Here is an 18014-nt window from a genome sequence, read left to right as displayed (position 1 = left end):
CTGTCGCGCCGCGTGACGGCGGCCGAATTCGACAGCATCACGGGCAATTCCGACAGCGACGACAAGGCCTGGACGAATACCCTGAGCCTGGCCACGAATGGCGACCTGTTCCAGCTGCCCGCGGGCGCGGCGAAGATCGCCACCATCGCCGAAGTGGGCAAGCAGGGCTTCAGCAACGTGCCCGACGCGCGCCTGAACGAAGGTTACTTCAACGTCGCCACCCGGTCCGACATTACGGCCGGCACGCGCACCCGCTATGCGCTGGGGGCGGAAGTGAATCTGCCGCTGCATGAAAAGTTGACGGGCACCCTGGCCGGCCGTTATGACCGCTACAGCTTTGCCGGCCGCCATGACGGCAAGTTCACCTACAATGGCGGCCTGGAACTGCGTCCCACGCCGGAGCTGCTGTTCCGCGCCAACTACGCCACCAGCTTCCGCGCGCCGGACATGAACTATATCTACAAGGCGCGCGGCACCGGTTACTACTCGAGCACCACCGACTACTACCGCTGCGGCGTCGCCGGGCAGGCCATCGATGATTGCGACTACGCGAACAAATCGCCGGGCGCCGACTATGTGCAGAACGGCAGCAAGGATCTGCGGTCGGAGAAGGGCAAGTCGTTTGGCGTGGGCGCCGTCTGGTCGCCGACATCCAATTTCGACGTCTCGGTCGATTACTGGAATATCAAGATCGACGACCTGGTGACGAACCTGAGCTCCGACAAGATACTGCGCGATGAAGCCGATTGCCGCCTGGGCAAGACCGACATCAACTCGCCGACCTGCGTCGATACCCTGGGCCGCGTCGAGCGCTTTGCCGCCAATGCGCTGAACCGCGCCGGCGAGATCAAGACCATCACCGTCAATCCGATCAATGCGGCCAAGCAGAGCAGCAGCGGCATCGACATCAGCGTCAAGTATTTGCTGCGCACGACGGACTATGGCCGCTTCGCCTTCAAGGCCAACTACGCCAAGGTGCTGAGCAATAAATCGCAGCAATTCGTCGGCGACGAAGAGATCGACGAACTCAAATCGCTGAACAATTCAGACTGGCGCGACAAGCTGAACCTGAGCGTGAACTGGAGCGCTGGCGACTGGTCGAACACCCTGCTGGTCAGCCGCTACAGCAAGATCCCGAACGCCGCCGGCAAGGCCTATCTGACGCCGACGGCGCTGGCCAACATCAGCACCGTGTACCGCATCAACGACCGCGCCACTTTGTCGCTGATCGTCAACAACGTATTCGACAAGATCAAGCGCGACGACAGCGGCGGCTGGCCGTACTATCCGGTGGGCAGCTACAGCCCGCAGGGCCGCCAGGGATGGGTCGAGTTCAACTACCATTTTGGCTCGTAACTCACGCTTGCCAGACCAAGGCCGGAGCAGCTGACGCTGTTCCGGCTTTTTTATTTTCCGCTGCGTTTTTATCTGAGTGCCACTCTATAATGGCCCGCTTGTCCCCCTTGATGGAGCTAGCCCGATGCTACGCCATGTCCTGCTGTCCGCCGCCATGTTGTCCCTGTTTGCCGTCAACGCGCATGCCGCGCGCGATATGCGGCAGTTTTCCCTGAAGACGGCGGCCGAGTACTCGGGTTTCCAGCAGACGGGCCGCTACGAGGAAGTGGAAGCCTTGTGCCAGCGCTTCGAGGAGCACCATCCGCAACAGGTGCGCTGCTTTGAATTTGGCCGCACACCGGAAAACCGCCCCATGCTGGCGCTGGCCGTTTCCAACACGGGCGCGCTGACGCCGGACGAAGCGGCGCGCCGCAAGCTGCCGGTACTGTTGGTGCAGGGCGGTATCCATGCGGGTGAAATCGACGGCAAGGATGCGGGCTTCCTGGCCCTGCGCGAAGTATTGGAGGGCAAGGCGGCTCCCGGCGTGCTGGACAAGCAGGTGCTGCTGTTCGTGCCCGTCTTCAATGTCGATGGCCATGAGCGCTTCGGCCAGTGGAACCGTCCGAACCAGCGCGGCCCCGTGGAAATGGGCTGGCGCAGCACGGCGCAGAATTTCAATCTGAACCGCGACTACATGAAGGCCGACTCTCCCGAGATGCAGCACATGCTGGCGCTGGTCAATGCCTGGGATCCGCTGGCTTACGTGGACTTGCACGTGACGGACGGCGCCCAGTTCGAACCCGATATCTCGATTCAGGTCGAACCCGTGCACGCGGGCGATGCGGCATTGCGCGCGGCGGGAACGGCGCTGCGCGACGGCGTGCTGGCCGACCTGGCAAAGCAGGGTTCCGATCCGAAGCCGTTCTACATGTCGTTTGCCGAAGAAGACAATCCGCAGTCGGGTTTTGTCGATTCGACGCCGAACCCGCGCTTTTCACACGGCTATTTCCTGTTGCGTAACCGTTTCGGCGTGCTGGTGGAAACCCACTCGTGGAAGGACTACCCGACCCGCGTGCGCATCACGCGCAACACCATCATTTCGCTGCTGTCGCAGATGGCGCAGCATGGGGCCGCATGGCGGCAAACCGCCATGGAAGCGGACCTGCGCGCGACGCAGCTGCCCGGCAGCGCGCTGCCCCTCAGCTACAGGACCACGGAGAAAATCCGCATGATCGCGTTTCGCGGCTATGCCTATACGCGCACGCCGTCCGAGGTGTCGGGCGCGCTGATGACGCGCTATGACGAAAAGACGCCGCAAATCTGGCACGTGCCACTGCGCGACGAGATCGTGCCCGACCTGCAGGTGGCCGCGCCGAAGGCCGGCTACCTGGTGCCACGCGCGCAGGCGGCCATGGTGGGCGCGAAGTTGCGCCAGCACGGCATCGCCTACCGGGAAATGAGCAGCATCTTCGCCAGGCAGAAGGTGGAAGTCTTTCGCGCCACGCAGGTGAAGTTCGGCGCGCAGTCGTTCGAAGGACGCCAGACGCTGGCGGTGCAAGGCGAATGGCAGAAGGAAGAGCGCCTGGTCGATGCGGGCGTGCTGTACGTGCCCGTCAACCAGCCGAAGGCGCGCCTGGTGATGGCGCTGCTCGAACCGCGCGCGCCCGACTCGCTGCTGGCCTGGGGCGGCTTCAACACGGCGTTCGAGCGCAAGGAATACATGGAGGACTATGTGGCCGAGGATGTGGCGCGCGCGCAGCTGGCGGCCGACCCGGCACTGGCGGCGCAGTTCCGGCGGAAGCTGGCCGACGAGCCCGAGTTTGCCAAGAATCCGCATGCGCGCCTGGAGTTTTTCGCCCGCCGTCACGCCTCGTGGGATGAGCGCTTGAACCTGTATCCGGTCATGCGCGTCGACGTGGCGCCCGTCAGTTTCATGGATTTATAAGGCCCATTATGAGCGTGGCGCCGCCAGCCGCGTCGCCAGTTGCCTGATGCGCCAGATCAATGGGAGTCAATTGCGGAAATGCTATTCTTCCAATGCTCCGCGTCAGCGGCCACCTTTTATCGGTTTCCCATGACAGAAAAAAAGCAGAAAAGAATTCTCCTGTTGAGCGTTTCGGCCGGTGCCGGCCACCTGCGCGCGGCGCAAGCCATCGAGGCGTATGCCACGCAGGATGACGGCGAGGGTAGTGCCGCCATCGCCAGCCACCTCGATGTGATGGATTTCGTCACGCCCGCGTTCCGCAAGCTGTACACGGATTTCTATATCAAGCTGGTCAACAAGGCGCCCGCGCTGTGGGGCTATCTGTACCATGCCAGTCACGATGCGCCACGCGATAGCTCGATGCAGCGCCTGCGCCGTGGCATCGAGCGCCTCAACACGCGCGCCCTGATGGCGCAGATCGCCGCCTTCCAGCCCGACGCCATCATCTGCACGCATTTCCTGCCGGCCGAACTGCTGTCGCGCGCGCTGCGCCAGGAACAGCTGGCCTGCCCCGTGTGGGTGCAGGTTACCGACTTCGATTTGCACCGCATGTGGGTGCAAGAACGGATGCACGGTTATTTCGCGGCCACCGACGAAGTGGCGTTCCGCATGCGCCATGAAGGCATCCCCGCCGACCGCATCCACGTGACGGGCATCCCCATCATGCCCGCGTTTGCGCAGGTGCCCGAGCGCGTGCAGTGCGCGCAGGCATTCGGCCTCGATCCGCGGCGCACGACGATTCTGCTGATGGGCGGCGGGGCCGGCCTGGGCAGCCTCGATACCGTCGCCGCGCGCCTGCTGGCGCTGGATGGCGACTTCCAGCTGATCGTGCTGGCGGGGAAAAACGCCGCCGCGCTGGTGGCGTTGCAGGACCTGGCCGGCCAGTATCCGGGCCGCCTGCTGGCGCAAGGTTTTACCCGCGAAGTCGAGCGCCTGATGGCGTGCGCCGACCTGGTGATCACCAAGCCGGGCGGCCTGACCACTTCCGAATGCCTGGCGCTGGGCTTGCCCATGATCGTCAATGCGCCGATTCCCGGCCAGGAAGAGCGCAACGCCGATTACCTGCTGGAGCAGGGCGTGGCATTGAAAGCGTTTGACGCCGTGACGCTGGAATACCGCGTGCGCCTGTTGCTCGACCATCCTGAGCAGTTGCAAGCCATGCGCGCGAAAGCCCTGGCCCTGGGCCGTCCGCGCGCCGCCTGCGACGTGCTGGCGCTGGTGCTGGGCGACAGCCGCGCTGGCGCCGCTCTTCGATAACAAGGAAGCCAGGATGTTGCATGCAGTACTACTGACCCTCGCCCTGGGGCTGGCCGCCGCGCCGGCCGGGGCACAACCATCGCCGCCACGCCATCCGGACTGGGCGACGCCGCTGCCGCAGGTGTCCAACCGGCACCAGGTCACGCCGGGCCTATACCGCAGTGCAAAGCTGGACAGCGCCGACGTGGCCCAGCTGCAGGCGCTGGGCGTGAAGACGGTGATCAGCCTGCGCTCTTTCCACTCCGATACGCAAGTTCTGGAAGGCAGCGGCATCCGCGCTGTCCGCATTCCCATCAATACCTGGGCCATCCGCGACAAGCATGTGATCGCGACCATGCGCAGCATCCGCGCCGCCGAACAGCAGGGCCCCGTGCTGCTGCACTGCCTGCACGGCGCCGACCGCACGGGCATGATGGCCGCCATGTACCGCATGCTGTACCAGGGCTGGCCGCGCGAGAAGGCGATCGATGAGCTGAAAAATGGCGGTTACGGCTACCACGCCGTGTGGAAAAACATCGAACGCTATCTGTCGCGCGTGAATCTCGACGAACTGCGCGCGCGCATCGACTCTCCGCAGCCTTGACCCCCGCCGGCGCGCCACTTCAGGCATGATTGCGATTCCAATCACGTTTTTCCGGAATCCGCATGGAACACCACAGCTTTCTCATCAATATACTGTTTTACCTGGTGGCGGCCATCATCATGGTGCCGCTGGCCAAGCGCCTGGGCATGGGCGCCGTGCTGGGCTACCTGGTGGCCGGCGTCGTCATCGGACCGTGGGGCCTGGGCCTGATCAAGAATGTCGAGGTGATCCTCAGCTTTTCCGAATTTGGCGTGGTGCTGCTGCTGTTTTTGATCGGCCTGGAGCTCGAACCCAAACGCTTGTGGCTGCTGCGCCGCCCGATTTTCGGCTGGGGCGGGGCGCAGGTGGGCGTCGTCAGCGCAGGGCTGTGCGCCGTGGCCATGGCGTTCGGCGTGGACTGGCGCACGGCGCTGGTCGGCGCGCTGGGGCTGTCGCTGTCGTCGACGGCCATCGTGCTGGCCACCCTGGGCGAACGAAAACTGATGAGCACGCCGGCCGGTTCCGCCGGCTTTTCCATCTTGCTGTTCCAGGATATCGCCGCCATTCCCATGATCGCGCTGGTGCCGCTCTTGGGCGGCCTGGTCACGCACAGCGGCGAACCGGGCTGGCTGCGCGTGGCCAAGCTGGCCGCCGTGCTGGCGGCGCTGGTGATCGGCGGGCGCTTCCTGGTCAACCCCATCCTGCGCTTCATCGCCAAAACGGACTTGCGCGAAATCTTCACGGCGTTTGCCCTGCTGCTGGTGATCGCCATCTGCGTGCTGATGGAATCGGTGGGCCTGTCGATGGCGCTGGGCACCTTCATGGCGGGCGTGCTGCTGGCCGATTCCGAATACCGGCATGAGCTGATCAGCGACCTGGAGCCGTTCAAGGGGCTGTTATTGGGCCTGTTTTTCATCGCCGTGGGCATGTCCGTCGATTTCGGCGTGCTGCGCGCCCAGCCCCTGCTGATCCTGGCCCTGGTGGCGGGGCTGCTGGTGGTCAAGATCGGCTTGCTGTATGTGTTGTCGAAGTTTTTCGATATTCCCCGCGGCCAGCAGCTGTTCTTTGCGCTGCTGCTGTCGCAGGGCGGCGAATTCGCCTTCGTCGTGTTTGCCGCCGCCGAAGCGGCGCACGTGTTTGCGCCGCAGACGGCCGCGCTGCTGGTCGTGGTCGTGACCCTGTCGATGGTGGCCACGCCCTTGCTGCTGCTGGCGCACGACAAGTTCGTCGCGCCGCGCCTGCAAGGCGAGAAGAAGCGCCGTCCCGACGACCATATCGAGGCGCAGGACAACCCCATCGTCATCGCCGGTTTTGGCCGTTTTGGCCAGATCATCGGCCGCCTGCTGGCGGCGAACAAGATCGGCGTGACGGTGCTCGACCACGATCCGGACCAGATCGAGCTGCTGCGCAAGTTCGGTTTTAAAGTGTTTTATGGCGACGCCACGCGCGTGGACCTGCTGGTGGCGGCCGGTATCGAGAAGGCGAAGGCGCTGGTGATCGCCATCGACAATGTGGACGACAGCCTGGCGCTGGTCGACGCCGTGCGCCTGCGCCTGCCCGAACTGACGATTTTGGCGCGCGCGCGCAACGTCACGCATTACTATGAATTGATGAAGCGGGGCGTGAGCATCATCGAGCGCGAGACCTTCGCCGCGGCTTTGCTGCTGGGCGAGCAGACCTTGCAGCAGGTGGGCTTCAGCGCGGAGCGGGCGCAGCGCGCGGCCGGCATCTTCCGTGCGCATAACCTCAAGACCCTGCTGGAAGTGGCGCCGCACTTCCAGGACCAGCAAAAAGTCATGTCCCTCACGCGCCAGGCGCGCGAGGAGCTGGAAGACATGTTCGAGAGCGATGCGGCGGCGTTTGCGGCGGCGGAAGTGGAAAACGGTAGGTCGGATTAGCGGCGAAGCCGCGTAATCCGACACCTTGTTGGCGTTATTGGTGGTGTCGGCTTACGCGCTTTGCGCTAAGCCGACCTACGCCTCCTAAGCCTGGCCCCGGCTTTACTTCCCCCGCTTCGCTTCAATCGCCTCGATCTGGTCCATGATGCCGTTCATGCGCGCCACCAGCGCCTGGTACGGTTTCGGCGAGGCCAGGTCGACGCCGGCCGCCTTCACCAGCTCATACGGGTAGGCCGAGCCGCCCGCACCGAGCATCTTCAGGTAGGCGGCCAGCGCGCCCGGTTCCTTGTCGAGGATGCGCTGCGCGAAATCCTGCGCCGCCGCGATCGAGGTGGCGTACTGGAACACATAGAAGCCGTGATAGAAATGCGGCACATACGCCCATTCCAGCGCGTAGGCGGGATCGATGCGCATGACGCCCTGCGCTTCGCCGTGGTAGCGCTTGAGGATGCCGGCATAGATGGCCGTCATCTGCTCGCCCGTCAGCGACTCTCCCTGATCCACCTTGCCGTGGATGGCCGCCTCGAATTCGGCGAACATGGCCTGGCGGAAGAAGGTGCCGCGCAGGTTTTCCAGCGCCGCGCCCAGGTACAGCAGGCGCTCGTCGTCGTCCCTGGCCTGTTTCAGGCGCGCGTCGAGCAGCAGCGCTTCGTTCGTCGTCGAGGCGATTTCCGCGACAAAGATGCTGTACGGCGCATAGATCGACGGCTGCGCCTTGTTGGCCAGCACCGAGTGCATGGCGTGGCCCCATTCGTGCGTCAGGGTGCTGACGGCTTCGTAATTGTCCGTGTAGTTGAGCAGCACGTACGGGTGCACGTCATACGCGTCGCCATTCATGTAGGCGCCCGCCACCTTGCGCGGACGCGGATACACATCCATCCAGCGCGCCTCCACGGCGGCAGTGAGCGCCTTGACGTAGTCGGGGCCCAGCGGCGCGGCGGAAGCGAGCATCATCTGCTTGCCGTCGGCCAGCGGGAAGCTGCGGTCGCTTTTCAGCAGCGGCGCATACACGTCGTAATACGCCAGATCCTTGACGCCCAGCATGCGCGCGCGCAGCTTGAAGTAGCGGTGCAGGGTGGGCAGGTTGGCGTTGGTTTGCGCGATCAGGGTCTGGTAGACAGCCGGCGGCAAGTTGTCGGCGTCGAGCGCGGCGCTTTGCGAATCGGCGTAATGGCGCACCTTCGCATACGCGGCATCCGTCTTCAGCTGGCCGTACAGGGTTTCGCCGAACGTGCGTTCATACTCTTTCCACTTGCCGAAGAAGGCGTCGAACACCAGCTTGCGGTCGGCGCGATTGTCATCGCCGCGGTATTTGGTGTACGCCGCCTGGTCCAGCCGCACTTGCGTGCCGTCCGACAGTGTCACGCTGGGCCACGGGATTTCCGCATTGGCCAAGGTGCGGTAGACGCTGGCGGCCGAGCTTGTTGCCAGGCCGAACTGCGCCACCAGCTGTTCGCCGGCCGCGTCGAGCGTGTGCGGCGCGCTGCGCAGCATGTTGCTCAATTGAAAGCGGTACAGCTGCAAGCCCTGGTCTTTGGCCAGCATGGCATCGATGCGCTTGGCGCCCAGGGCGAGGATTTCCGGCTGCAGAAAGGTGGTGGCCTGGGTGAAGTCGTTGCCCAGCAGGGCGGCGCGCTGGTTCAGCTGGTTGCCCTTGCTGTCGCCCGTATCCTGGTCGTAGTACTGCGCCGCATAGGTGGTGAGCGTGTTGACGCGCTTGCGCGCCTCCGCGACCAGCTCCAGGCAGCTTTTCAGGCGCGCGGGTGAGGCTTTCAGCTGCCCCTTGCAGCCAGCCAGTTGCCGCAGCTGGGCCGACAGCTTTTTCGCGTCGGCGTCGAAGGCGGCGTCGTTCTGATACAGCGCCGTCAGGTCCCAGCGGTCGGCCTGGCGGTCGGTGGGCGCGGGGGCAGGCGCAGGGGCGGCATAGGCGGTGGCGAGGCCGAGGGCCAGCAGGGAGAACAGCAGGGGGCGCTTGAGCGCGGATGGCGTCATGGTTCATTCCAGTGAGGTTGTCGGAAGAATGCGTGCTGACCGCCGGGCAGGAATGCGCGCGTGACACATCGCGTACCGGCAGAGCTGACTACGGTACCTCAAATGGAGGCAGGGGGAAAGAGGGCGGATGCCGCCACCTGGGCGGTGGCGGCGAAAACAACACGGGCTTACAACAGGACTTACAGCGCTTGCAGCGGGATCGTGCCGAAGGTGGTCGGCGTCGAGCATGGCTCTTCGTCAAACGCGATGTCACCCATGGGGTTGGCCAGGCCGTCCGCCTTCAAATCCTTGAAGCCGAACAGTTTCGGGTCCATCAGGTGCGATGGCGCCACGTTCGACAGCGCCGAGAAGATGCTTTCCACGCGGCCGGGGAATTTCTTGTCCCATTCGCGCATCAAGCCCTTGATCTGCTTGCGCTGCAGGTTTTCCTGCGAACCGCACAGGTCGCATGGGATGATGGGGAAGCCCTTGACTTCCGCATAGCGCTGCGTGTCTTCTTCTTTGACATACGCCATCGGGCGGATGACGATGTGCTTGCCGTCGTCCGATTGCAGCTTGGCCGGCATGGCTTTCAGTTTTCCACCGAAGAACATATTCAGGAAGAACGTTTCCAGGATGTCATCGCGGTGGTGGCCCAGGGCGATCTTGTTGGCGCCCAGCTCGTCGGCCACGCGGTACAGGATGCCGCGGCGCAGGCGCGAGCACAGCGAGCAAGTAGTCTTGCCTTCCGGGATCAGGCGCTTGACGATGCTGTAGGTATCCTGGTTTTCGATGTGGAAAGCCACGCCCAGTTCCGTCAGGTAGGCGGGCAGGATTTCCGGCGGAAAATTCGGCTGTTTCTGGTCCAGGTTGACGGCGACGATATCAAAATGAATCGGCGCGCGTTCGCGCAAGGTCATCAGGATGTCCAGCAGCGCGTAGCTATCCTTGCCGCCGGACAGGCACACCATCACCTTGTCGCCGTCTTCGATCATATTGAAGTCGCCGATGGCTTGCCCCACCAGGCGGCACAGGCGCTTATGCAGCTTGTTGTTTTCCAGGGCGATCTTTTCCGCCTTCTTGCGCGCCAGTTTCTGCGCTTCCACGTTGGCCGGGAATTCCACGGCCGTTGTCGTCGTTTCCAGCACGGCGGTGCTGCTCATGTTGTTCATGCTTCATCCTTGATCTTGAATACTTCCACGCCCACGCCTTCGCAGTCGGGATACACATCCGGTTTCATGCTCGACACGCGCGCGGCGCGCACGCGCGGGTGCGCCAGCATGGCTGCCAGCACGTCGTCGACCAGGCTTTCCTGCAGCTGCACGTGGCCTTGCGCCATGCGTTTGGCGATGGTTTCGCGCATGAAGTCGTAGTCGACCACTTCTTCCAGCTGGTCATCCTTGGGCGTCGACAGGGCCAGGGGAATGTACAGGTCGACGTTGATGAGGACGCGCTGCTCGCCCTTTTTCTCGAAGTCGTAGACGCCGATATTGATGAGGACTTCGTAATTGCGCAGGAACAGGCGGCGGCAATCGGCCAGGCGAGGGTGAGACAGGGCGGACGACATAGTTTTACCTTTTCGGGGATGCTGAAATGCTGGTTGTTTGGCAGGGCTGCTGATTATTTGGTCAAAAACATGACGTCGCGCGGCAAGCCGATCAAATGCTGGCCGCCATCGACCAGCAGGGTAGTCCCCGTCAGCGCGCGCGCGCCAGCCACGTAACAGACGCTGTCGGCCACATCCTCGGGCGTGCTGGAGCGTCCCAGCGGCGTGTTTTCATGTGCCTTGCTAAAGTTCGCTTCCGTCTGCTCGCCGGAGACCATGGTGATGCCGGGCGCAATGCCCACCACGCGCACTTTTGGCGCCAGCGCCTGGGCCAGCATGGTGGTCGCCGACAGCAGCGCCGCCTTGGACAGGGTGTACGACAAAAAATCAGGATTGAGATTGTACAGTTTTTGATCGAGCAAGTTGATGACCACCGCTTGTCCGCCTGCCGGGGTGGCCTGGTACAGCGCCTGCGCCAGCAGGATGGGCGCGGCCAGGTTGGCGTGCATATGGGCGTCGAGCGCGGCGACGGAAAAATCGCCCGCATTGTCGTATTCAAACAACGATGCGTTGTTGACCACGCAAGTGACCGGTCCCAGTGCCGCCTGTGCCTGCGGCAATAGCTGGCGCACGGCGTCTTCCTGTGCCAGGTCGCAGGGGAACGCTTGCGCGCGGCGGCCCAGCGCGACGATTTCCGCCACCAGGCTGAGTGCTTCGTCGCGCGAGTGGCGGTAGTGGACGGCGATATCCCAGCCGTCGCGCGCCAGGCCCAGCGCGATGGCGCGGCCGATGCGGCGCGCCGCGCCCGTGACGAGGGCGACGCGGGGGATGCTGTCGAATGGCGTTGTCGTTGCTTCTGTCATGTCTTTGCTATGGTTGAGGTATTCGGTGGATGCCACACTGGCGGCATGCGCCGCCGATTCGCTACAATGCGGGTATGTCTCTTCCCGCACCCGATAGCGACGCGCTGGCCGCGTCCCATGCCTTGCAGCACCAGATTGCCGCCGAAATCGCGCGCAATGACGGCGCCATTCCCTTTGCCCGCTTCATGGAGCTGGCGCTGTATGCGCCTGACCTCGGCTATTACAGCGGCGGCGCCGCCAAGCTGGGCAAAGATGGCGATTTTACAACCGCGCCCGAGATTTCGTCCCTGTTCGGCGCCACCCTGGCTCATGTGGCAGCCGCTATTATGGCGCAAACGGCCCCGCGCATCCTCGAATTCGGCGCCGGCACGGGCAAGCTGGCCTGCGACATCCTGACGGAAGCGGCCAGCGCCGGCATCCATGTGGAACAGTATGCGATCGTCGAATTGTCCGGCGAATTGCGCGCGCGCCAGGAGCTGGCGCTGGCCGCCTTCCCGCAAGTGGTGTGGTTCGACGGTTTCCCCGACAGCTTCGAGGGCGCCGTGTTCGGCAATGAAGTGCTGGACGCCATGCCCGTCAACCTGATCAGCAAGACACCCGCCGGCTGGTGCGAACTCGATGTCAGCATTGCCGATGGCCAGTTCGTGTTTGTCGAACGTCCGGCCGGTGCCGACGTGGCCGCGCAGATCGCCGCCCAGGTGCCCGAGGCCGATGCCTTGCCCGTCGGCTATGTCAGCGAAATCCACGGCGTCGCCTGCGGCTTCATGCGTTCGCTGGCGCGCATGCTGACCAATGGCAAGGGCGGCGCGGCCGTGCTGTTCGACTATGGCTTTCCGGCGCACGAGTATTACCTGGACTTGCGCGCCACGGGCACCCTGATGTGCCATTACCGCCACCATGCCCACGCGGAACCGTTTTATCTGCCCGGCTTGCAGGACATCACGGCCCACGTCGATTTTACGGCCATGGCGGTGGCGGCGCAGGATGCGGGCCTCGATGTGCTCGCGTACATGAACCAGGCGTCCTTCCTGCTGGGCGCCGGGCTCGGCGACTTGCTGCTGCGCACCGATCCTGAGCAGGTCAAAATGTACTTGCCGCAGGCCAGCGCCGTGCAAAAGCTGGTCTCGCCGGCCGAGATGGGGGAATTGTTCAAGGTGCTGGCGGTGGGGCACCGCGTGGAGTTACCGGAAGCCCTGTTGTCCGCTGACCGCAGTCATCGCCTGTAAGCGCGGCAATATCAAGGCAGGGCAGTGTCGCCCTGCAATTTCCTGTCCGCCGGTGGTTATTATCTTGTCATATCGTATATGATGACCGACACAGCACGGTTCCATCCTGCAAGAACCCGTCGCCGCGCACCGATTTCAAGATAGAACGATGGGAAAGATACATACACACTATGACAACCTGAAGGTGGCGCGCCTGGCGCCGCAGGAAGTCATACGTGCCGCGTACAAAGCCCTCAGCCAGAAATACCACCCGGACAAGAACCCCGGCGACGAAAAGGCCGCCCGCATCATGGCGATCCTCAACAGCGCCTACGGCACCTTGTCCGATCCGCAACGCCGCAGGGAACACGACGAGTGGATCGCTGCCGAGGAGTGGGAAATCGAATGGCTGGAAAGCACCCACCAGGAAGATGGCAAGAGCCGCGATGGCCGCGCGAAAGGCCATGCCCAGTCGCATGAGCACGCCTGGGCGCAGGATGTGCCGCCATCCAGGGGCAAGCCGCGACGCGGCCTTCAGCCCGTCTGGCGCAACTGGCGCTGGTGGCTGAGCCTGCTTGTCTGCCTGTTGCTGGGCTGGTTGGGCGCCTTGCTGATGCTCGATACTTCCCCGCCCGTGCCGGTCGCGCTGGCATCGGCCTGGAGCGGCCTGGCCCGCGATGGCGCCCAGCCGCATGCGCCAGCGGCCGGCGCCGCGCCGCCGTCATCGAAAGGCGAGGCCGTGGCAGTCGACAGCTGGGCGGTGGGCAAGCCATATGCACCCGAACCGCAGGAAGCGAAGACGCCAGAGATCCGCGTGCTGGCCGTTTCCCAGCTGAGCCTGAAGGCCATCCAGCCCGTCTGCGATGGCGCAGGCAAGGCCGAGTCCGCAGCGCTGGTGGCGCCGAATGGCGAGCCCTGGCCGACGCATTCCGGCTATGTCGATGGATTCCTGATCGGTAACAAGGGCGAGGAGTTGGCCGTCAGCATCGACAACAGCCACAATGCCGCGCCCGTGTTCGTCAAACTGTATGACACGGAGCGGCGCTCGAACGTGCGCTACCTGTACATCCTCGCGAACGACAAACTGCTGATGGAACAGCTCAGCGCTGGCAAGTATGAAGTGCGCTACCAGGCGGTCGGGCCGGGTCAGGACAATTGTGGCGGCGCCACGCGTGGCGGTGCATCGGCGCCGGCCGTTGGCGAAGATGGCGCGAAGAATCCTGTTGTAAGCGGCATCTAATCTGATTATGCTTGATATGCGTCAACGCAGCGTTCACATCGACCTTATCCATTAGGAGTATTCATGACCGACCTCACAGCCGATGCAGATGATAACTGGCTGCTCGACGAAGATGAGCCGGTGGCCAGTCCTGCCGGGCTGGCCGCGCCAGACCAGCGCCTGTGGCGTGTGCTGATCGTCGATGATGACGTCGATGTGCATGCGGTCACGCGGCTGGCGCTGCGCAATGTCAGTTTCAAGGGCCGCGAACTGGAACTGTTTTCCGCCTACAGCGGCCGCGAAGGGTACGAGATCCTGCGCGACACGCCCGATATCGCGCTGGTGCTGCTCGACGTGGTGATGGAAACGGATGATGCCGGCCTGATCCTCGCCAAGCGCATCCGCGCCGACCTGAACAACTCCATCGTGCGCGTCGTGCTGCGCACGGGCCAGCCGGGCCAGGCGCCCGAGCAGCGCGTCATCATCGAATACGACATCAACGATTACAAGGCCAAGACGGAACTGACGACGCAGAAGCTGTTTACCACCGTCATCTCGGCTTTGCGTGCCTACGAGAGCCTGATGATGCTCGAGCGCAGCCGCATTGGCCTGGGCAAGATCCTCGCCGGCGCCACCAATCTGTACCAGATCCATTCGCTGCGCGAATTCGCTTCCGGCGTGCTCAACCAGGTCAGCGCCATCCTCGACGTGGGTGCCGACGGCGTGCTGTGCCTGATGCAGGGCGGCGCCGGGCGGCCTGAGGTGGTCGCCGCCACGGGCACCTATGCCATGCTGGCCGAGTCGGAAGCCATGCCGGCCGAGCATGCGCTCACCGCCACCATCGCCAAGGCATTTGCGGAAAAGCGCAGCCAGTTCGAGCATCCGGCCAATGTGCTGTTCATCCATACGGAAGGCAACCGCGAGCTGGCCATCTCCGTCACGCCGCCCTGGCCGCTGGCGCAGATCCAGCGTGACTTGCTGGAAGTGTTTTGCCAGCGCATCGCCGCCGCCTTCGACAACCTGTACATGTTCGGCCAGCTGCGCAAGGCGCAGGAAGCGACCGTGGTGGCGCTGGCCGACCTGGCCGAGTTCCGCGACAGCGACACGGGCGGCCATGTGCGGCGGGTGCAGCAATTGTCCGACGCCATCGCCCGCCGCATGCAGCAGTACGGCGTGTATCCGGATGAGCTGACGCCGCAGCTGCTCGACATGATCGGCCTGGCCAGCATCCTGCACGACGTGGGCAAGGTGGCCACGCCGGACGCCGTGCTGTTGAAACCGGGCAAGCATACGGACCAGGAGCGCGTACAGATGCAGCTGCACGCCAGCGTCGGGCGCACCATCCTCGAGCGGGCCGCCAACATGGTCGACGGCGTCAGCTACCTCACGTATGGCGCGCAGATCGCCGGCGGCCACCACGAGCATTTCAATGGCGCCGGCTATCCGAACGGCCTCGTGGGGCGCGATATTCCCGTGGCCGCGCGCATCGTTGCCGTGGTCGACGTCTTCGATGCCTTGCTGCACGAGCGGCCCTACAAGGAGCCATGGCCGTATCCGCAGGTGCGCGAATACATCGAACAGCGCAGCGGCAGCCAGTTCGATCCGGAAGTGGTGACGGCGCTGCTGGACCTGATCGATCACGAGCCGCAACTGTGGCATCCGGAGCGCGCCACCGCCTGAGTTGCAACTTCGTTGGCGTTTTTCGGCACGGCCCCATTCCCTTGCGCGCGGCGCCGTCATATACTCGGCTGCCTCATGCCGGCTGGCGCCACGCACCAGTGTGGCGCGCCGCGGAGTTTTCGGACATTACGACATGAAAGAACTCAAGGGCCTCAGCGCACTGATCATCGAGCCGCATCCAGGCATGCGCGCCAGCCTGCACAATATGCTCAACCTGTGCGGCCTGGCGAAGATCGATGACGCGGCCAGCTCGGGCCAGGCGATCCGCATGCTGGGCAGCAAATCGTATGATTTGATCCTGTGCGAATACGACCTCGACGGCGGGCAGGATGGCCAGCAGATGCTGGAAGACTTGCGCCATCACAAATTGATGCATGCGTCGACCATGTTCTTCATGGTCACGGGCGAAGGCAGCTTTGCCAAGGTAGTCAGCGCCGTCGAGCTGCTGCCCACCGATTACATCCTCAAGCCCTTTACCGCTGAGAACATGCTTGAGCGCATAGCCCGCGCGCTGGACAAGCGCAATGCCTTCGTGCCCGTGTATGAACTGATTGACGTGGGCAATGAGCGCGCGGCGATTGCCGCCTGCGCCGAGGGCGCCAGCCTGTATCCCCGCTACGCCACCGATTTCCTGCGCCTGCGCGCGGAATTGCATTTGCTGCTGGGCGAGGCGGCCGACGCCGAGCCGATCTACGCAGCCCTGTACCAAGCCAAGTCCATCGGCTGGGCGCGCCTGGGGCAGGCCAAGACGCAATTTTTGCTGGGCGAGTACGCAGCGGCACAGGGCACCTTGGAAGGCTTATTGGAAAACAATAAGCGTTTTCTCGACGCGTATGACTGGCTGGCGCGCACGCACTTGGCGCAAGGCAAGCCGGAACTGGCGCAGGCGGCCCTGAGCGAGGCGGTGGCCCTGTCGCCGCATGCCGTGCGCCGCTTGCGCCGGCTGGGCGAGGCGGCCCTGGCGGCCGACGATATCGAGATGGCGGAAAAAGCCCTGAAGCTGGTGGTCAGCAAGGCCAAGTATTCGGAGTTCCGTGACCCGGAAGACCATGTGCGCCTGGTGCAGACCCTGGTGCGCAAGGGCGACCCGCTACAGGTGGGCGCCGTGATCCGCGACCTCGACAAGTCGATGGGAGGGCAAAAGAATGCGGAACTGTGCAGCGCCCTGTGCAGCGCCATGCTGCATGCGCATACGGGCAACGCCGAACGCCTGCAGCAATCGCTCGACGCCGCCCTGGCCGCCAACCGGCATAGCGTGGGCAGCTCGAATACGCTGAAAACGGAGCTGGCGCGCCATTGCCTGGCGCACGGGCGCGAAGACGGCGCTGCCGAGGTGATGCGTGAAGTCATGCGCAATGCGCCCGACAGTGCGGCCATGACGCGCGCCATGGCCGTGTTCGAGCTGGCGGGGCGCGAGGAGCTGGCCAAGGCGCTGGCGCGGCAAAGCCGCCAGGAAGTGGCCGATATGGTGGCCGCGGGCGCCGCCAGGGCCGGAGAAGGCGATTTCCGCGGCGCCGTCAATCTGATGGGCGAAGCCGTCACGCGTCTGCCCGACAATCCGCAAGTGGTGTTCAACGCGGCCGTGGCCGTGCTGAAATGCCTGGAACACGAGGGCTGGGACGAGCGCATGGGGCAACAGGCGCTGATTTTTATTGCCGGCGTGCGCCGCCTGGACCCGCGCAACCCCAAATTGCCCGTGCTTTCCGGCCTGCACCAGCAGTTGCTGCGCAAATACAAGCCCCATGGCAACTCCTGGATGCATCCGCCTGACGCCCGGTGAAGGGGGAAATACGGGGGCGAATGACGGAAAAATGCGGCTTGCAGCCGAGGAAGATAAAAAAATGCGAAAAAAAGTCGACTTTTTCACGCCAACCCTTGCACATTCTCAAATCGGGAGCTTATAATCACGCCCCGAAGCAGCCAACTTCTTCTTTATACGCAAATGCAGCAGTCAGGCATCAGTAAATAAGGTTGACAGTTGTGAGTAGATGCTTCATACTCTGCGGTTCCCGCGGAGGGGTGGCCGAGTGGTTAAAGGCGACAGACTGTAAATCTGTTCTCTATGAGTACGCTGGTTCGAATCCAGCCCCCTCCACCAAGTTTTTGCAAGGAAAACTGGGTAGTAGCAAGTAAGTGAAGATAAGTGAACGATACCTCGCGGGTGTAGCTCAATGGTAGAGCAGAAGCCTTCCAAGCTTACGACGAGGGTTCGATTCCCTTCACCCGCTCCAGTTTCCGTTCAGATGCTTGATGCATCGCATGCAACAAATTACAGCCCTTGTAGCTCAGTGGTAGAGCACTCCCTTGGTAAGGGAGAGGCCACGTGTTCGATCCACGTCAAGGGCACCAGAATTCGCAGCAGGCAGCACAGAAGCAATTCAAACCAGACCGTCGGGCGTGTGCCTGAGCAATCTAATCAAATCATTAGGAGTTCAAAATGGCAAAAGGTAAATTCGAACGGACCAAGCCGCACGTCAACGTCGGCACCATCGGC

13 protein-coding genes and 3 tRNA genes are annotated in these 18014 nt (G+C 63.5%); 12 read left to right on the top strand and 4 right to left on the bottom strand.

From position 1 onward, the window contains the following. From K0F86_RS27415 to kefC, 5 genes are all read left to right on the top strand, one after another. A partial coding sequence (locus K0F86_RS27415) for a TonB-dependent receptor (protein WP_257572044.1) occupies positions 1-1356 on the top strand: 1356 nt, incomplete at its 5' end. A 124-nt stretch (positions 1357-1480) separates the two neighbouring features. Next, the gene (locus tag K0F86_RS08035) at positions 1481-3280 is read left to right on the top strand and encodes a M14 family metallopeptidase (RefSeq protein WP_219133931.1); all 1800 of its coding nucleotides are present in this window, start codon (positions 1481-1483) and stop codon (positions 3278-3280) included. Positions 3281-3409: 129 nt separating this feature from the next. Beyond that, complete coding sequence (locus tag K0F86_RS08030) at positions 3410-4576, top strand: glycosyltransferase (protein ID WP_219133930.1); 1167 nt, start codon at positions 3410-3412, stop codon at positions 4574-4576. 13 nt (positions 4577-4589) lie between these two features. Continuing rightward, positions 4590-5159, top strand: a complete 570-nt coding sequence (locus K0F86_RS08025; protein ID WP_219133929.1) for a dual specificity protein phosphatase family protein — start codon at positions 4590-4592, stop codon at positions 5157-5159. A gap of 62 nt (positions 5160-5221) precedes the next feature. Further along, positions 5222-7036 (top strand): glutathione-regulated potassium-efflux system protein KefC, encoded by a 1815-nt coding sequence (gene kefC / locus K0F86_RS08020; RefSeq protein ID WP_219133928.1) that lies wholly within the window; start codon positions 5222-5224, stop codon positions 7034-7036. A gap of 102 nt (positions 7037-7138) precedes the next feature. Here the strand turns inward: kefC and pepF are convergent, their stop codons facing one another. From pepF to K0F86_RS08000, 4 genes are all read right to left on the bottom strand, one after another. Further along, positions 7139-9028 (bottom strand): oligoendopeptidase F, encoded by a 1890-nt coding sequence (gene pepF, locus K0F86_RS08015; protein WP_219133927.1) that lies wholly within the window; start codon positions 9026-9028, stop codon positions 7139-7141. A 179-nt stretch (positions 9029-9207) separates the two neighbouring features. Continuing rightward, positions 9208-10170 carry a tRNA 2-thiocytidine(32) synthetase TtcA gene (gene ttcA / locus K0F86_RS08010; RefSeq protein WP_219134220.1) on the bottom strand — a complete coding sequence of 321 codons (963 nt, stop codon included), beginning with the start codon at positions 10168-10170 and terminating at the stop codon, positions 9208-9210. Between the two features lie 5 nt (positions 10171-10175). After that, positions 10176-10574, bottom strand: a complete 399-nt coding sequence (locus K0F86_RS08005) for a dihydroneopterin aldolase (RefSeq protein ID WP_046682033.1) — start codon at positions 10572-10574, stop codon at positions 10176-10178. Positions 10575-10627: 53 nt separating this feature from the next. Beyond that, positions 10628-11416, bottom strand: a complete 789-nt coding sequence (locus K0F86_RS08000; protein ID WP_219133926.1) for an SDR family oxidoreductase — start codon at positions 11414-11416, stop codon at positions 10628-10630. 74 nt (positions 11417-11490) lie between these two features. On the opposite strand from K0F86_RS08000, the gene K0F86_RS07995 reads away from it, so the two are divergent. The 7 genes from K0F86_RS07995 to K0F86_RS07965 all read left to right on the top strand — a co-directional run bounded on the left by K0F86_RS07995 (position 11491) and on the right by K0F86_RS07965 (position 17869). After that, on the top strand, positions 11491-12642 hold the full coding sequence (locus K0F86_RS07995) for a class I SAM-dependent methyltransferase (RefSeq protein WP_219133925.1): 1152 nt from the start codon (positions 11491-11493) through the stop codon (positions 12640-12642). Positions 12643-12790: 148 nt separating this feature from the next. Continuing rightward, a complete protein-coding gene (locus K0F86_RS07990) occupies positions 12791-13861 on the top strand; it encodes a J domain-containing protein (protein WP_219133924.1) in 1071 nt (356 codons plus the stop codon). 63 nt (positions 13862-13924) lie between these two features. Then, positions 13925-15520, top strand: a complete 1596-nt coding sequence (locus K0F86_RS07985; RefSeq protein WP_219133923.1) for a DUF3369 domain-containing protein — start codon at positions 13925-13927, stop codon at positions 15518-15520. Between the two features lie 133 nt (positions 15521-15653). Beyond that, complete coding sequence (locus K0F86_RS07980) at positions 15654-17300, top strand: tetratricopeptide repeat-containing response regulator (protein ID WP_219133922.1); 1647 nt, start codon at positions 15654-15656, stop codon at positions 17298-17300. A gap of 233 nt (positions 17301-17533) precedes the next feature. Next, positions 17534-17618 (top strand) — tRNA-Tyr (locus K0F86_RS07975). A 59-nt stretch (positions 17619-17677) separates the two neighbouring features. After that, positions 17678-17751, top strand: a tRNA-Gly gene (locus K0F86_RS07970). 43 nt (positions 17752-17794) lie between these two features. Beyond that, positions 17795-17869, top strand: a tRNA-Thr gene (locus K0F86_RS07965). The last annotated feature ends 145 nt before the right edge of the window (positions 17870-18014 follow it).

This window comes from Janthinobacterium sp. UMAB-60, assembly GCF_900095235.1.
Lineage (GTDB): Bacteria > Pseudomonadota > Gammaproteobacteria > Burkholderiales > Burkholderiaceae_D > Janthinobacterium.
This window is presented reverse-complemented; position numbering and strand designations above follow the sequence as displayed.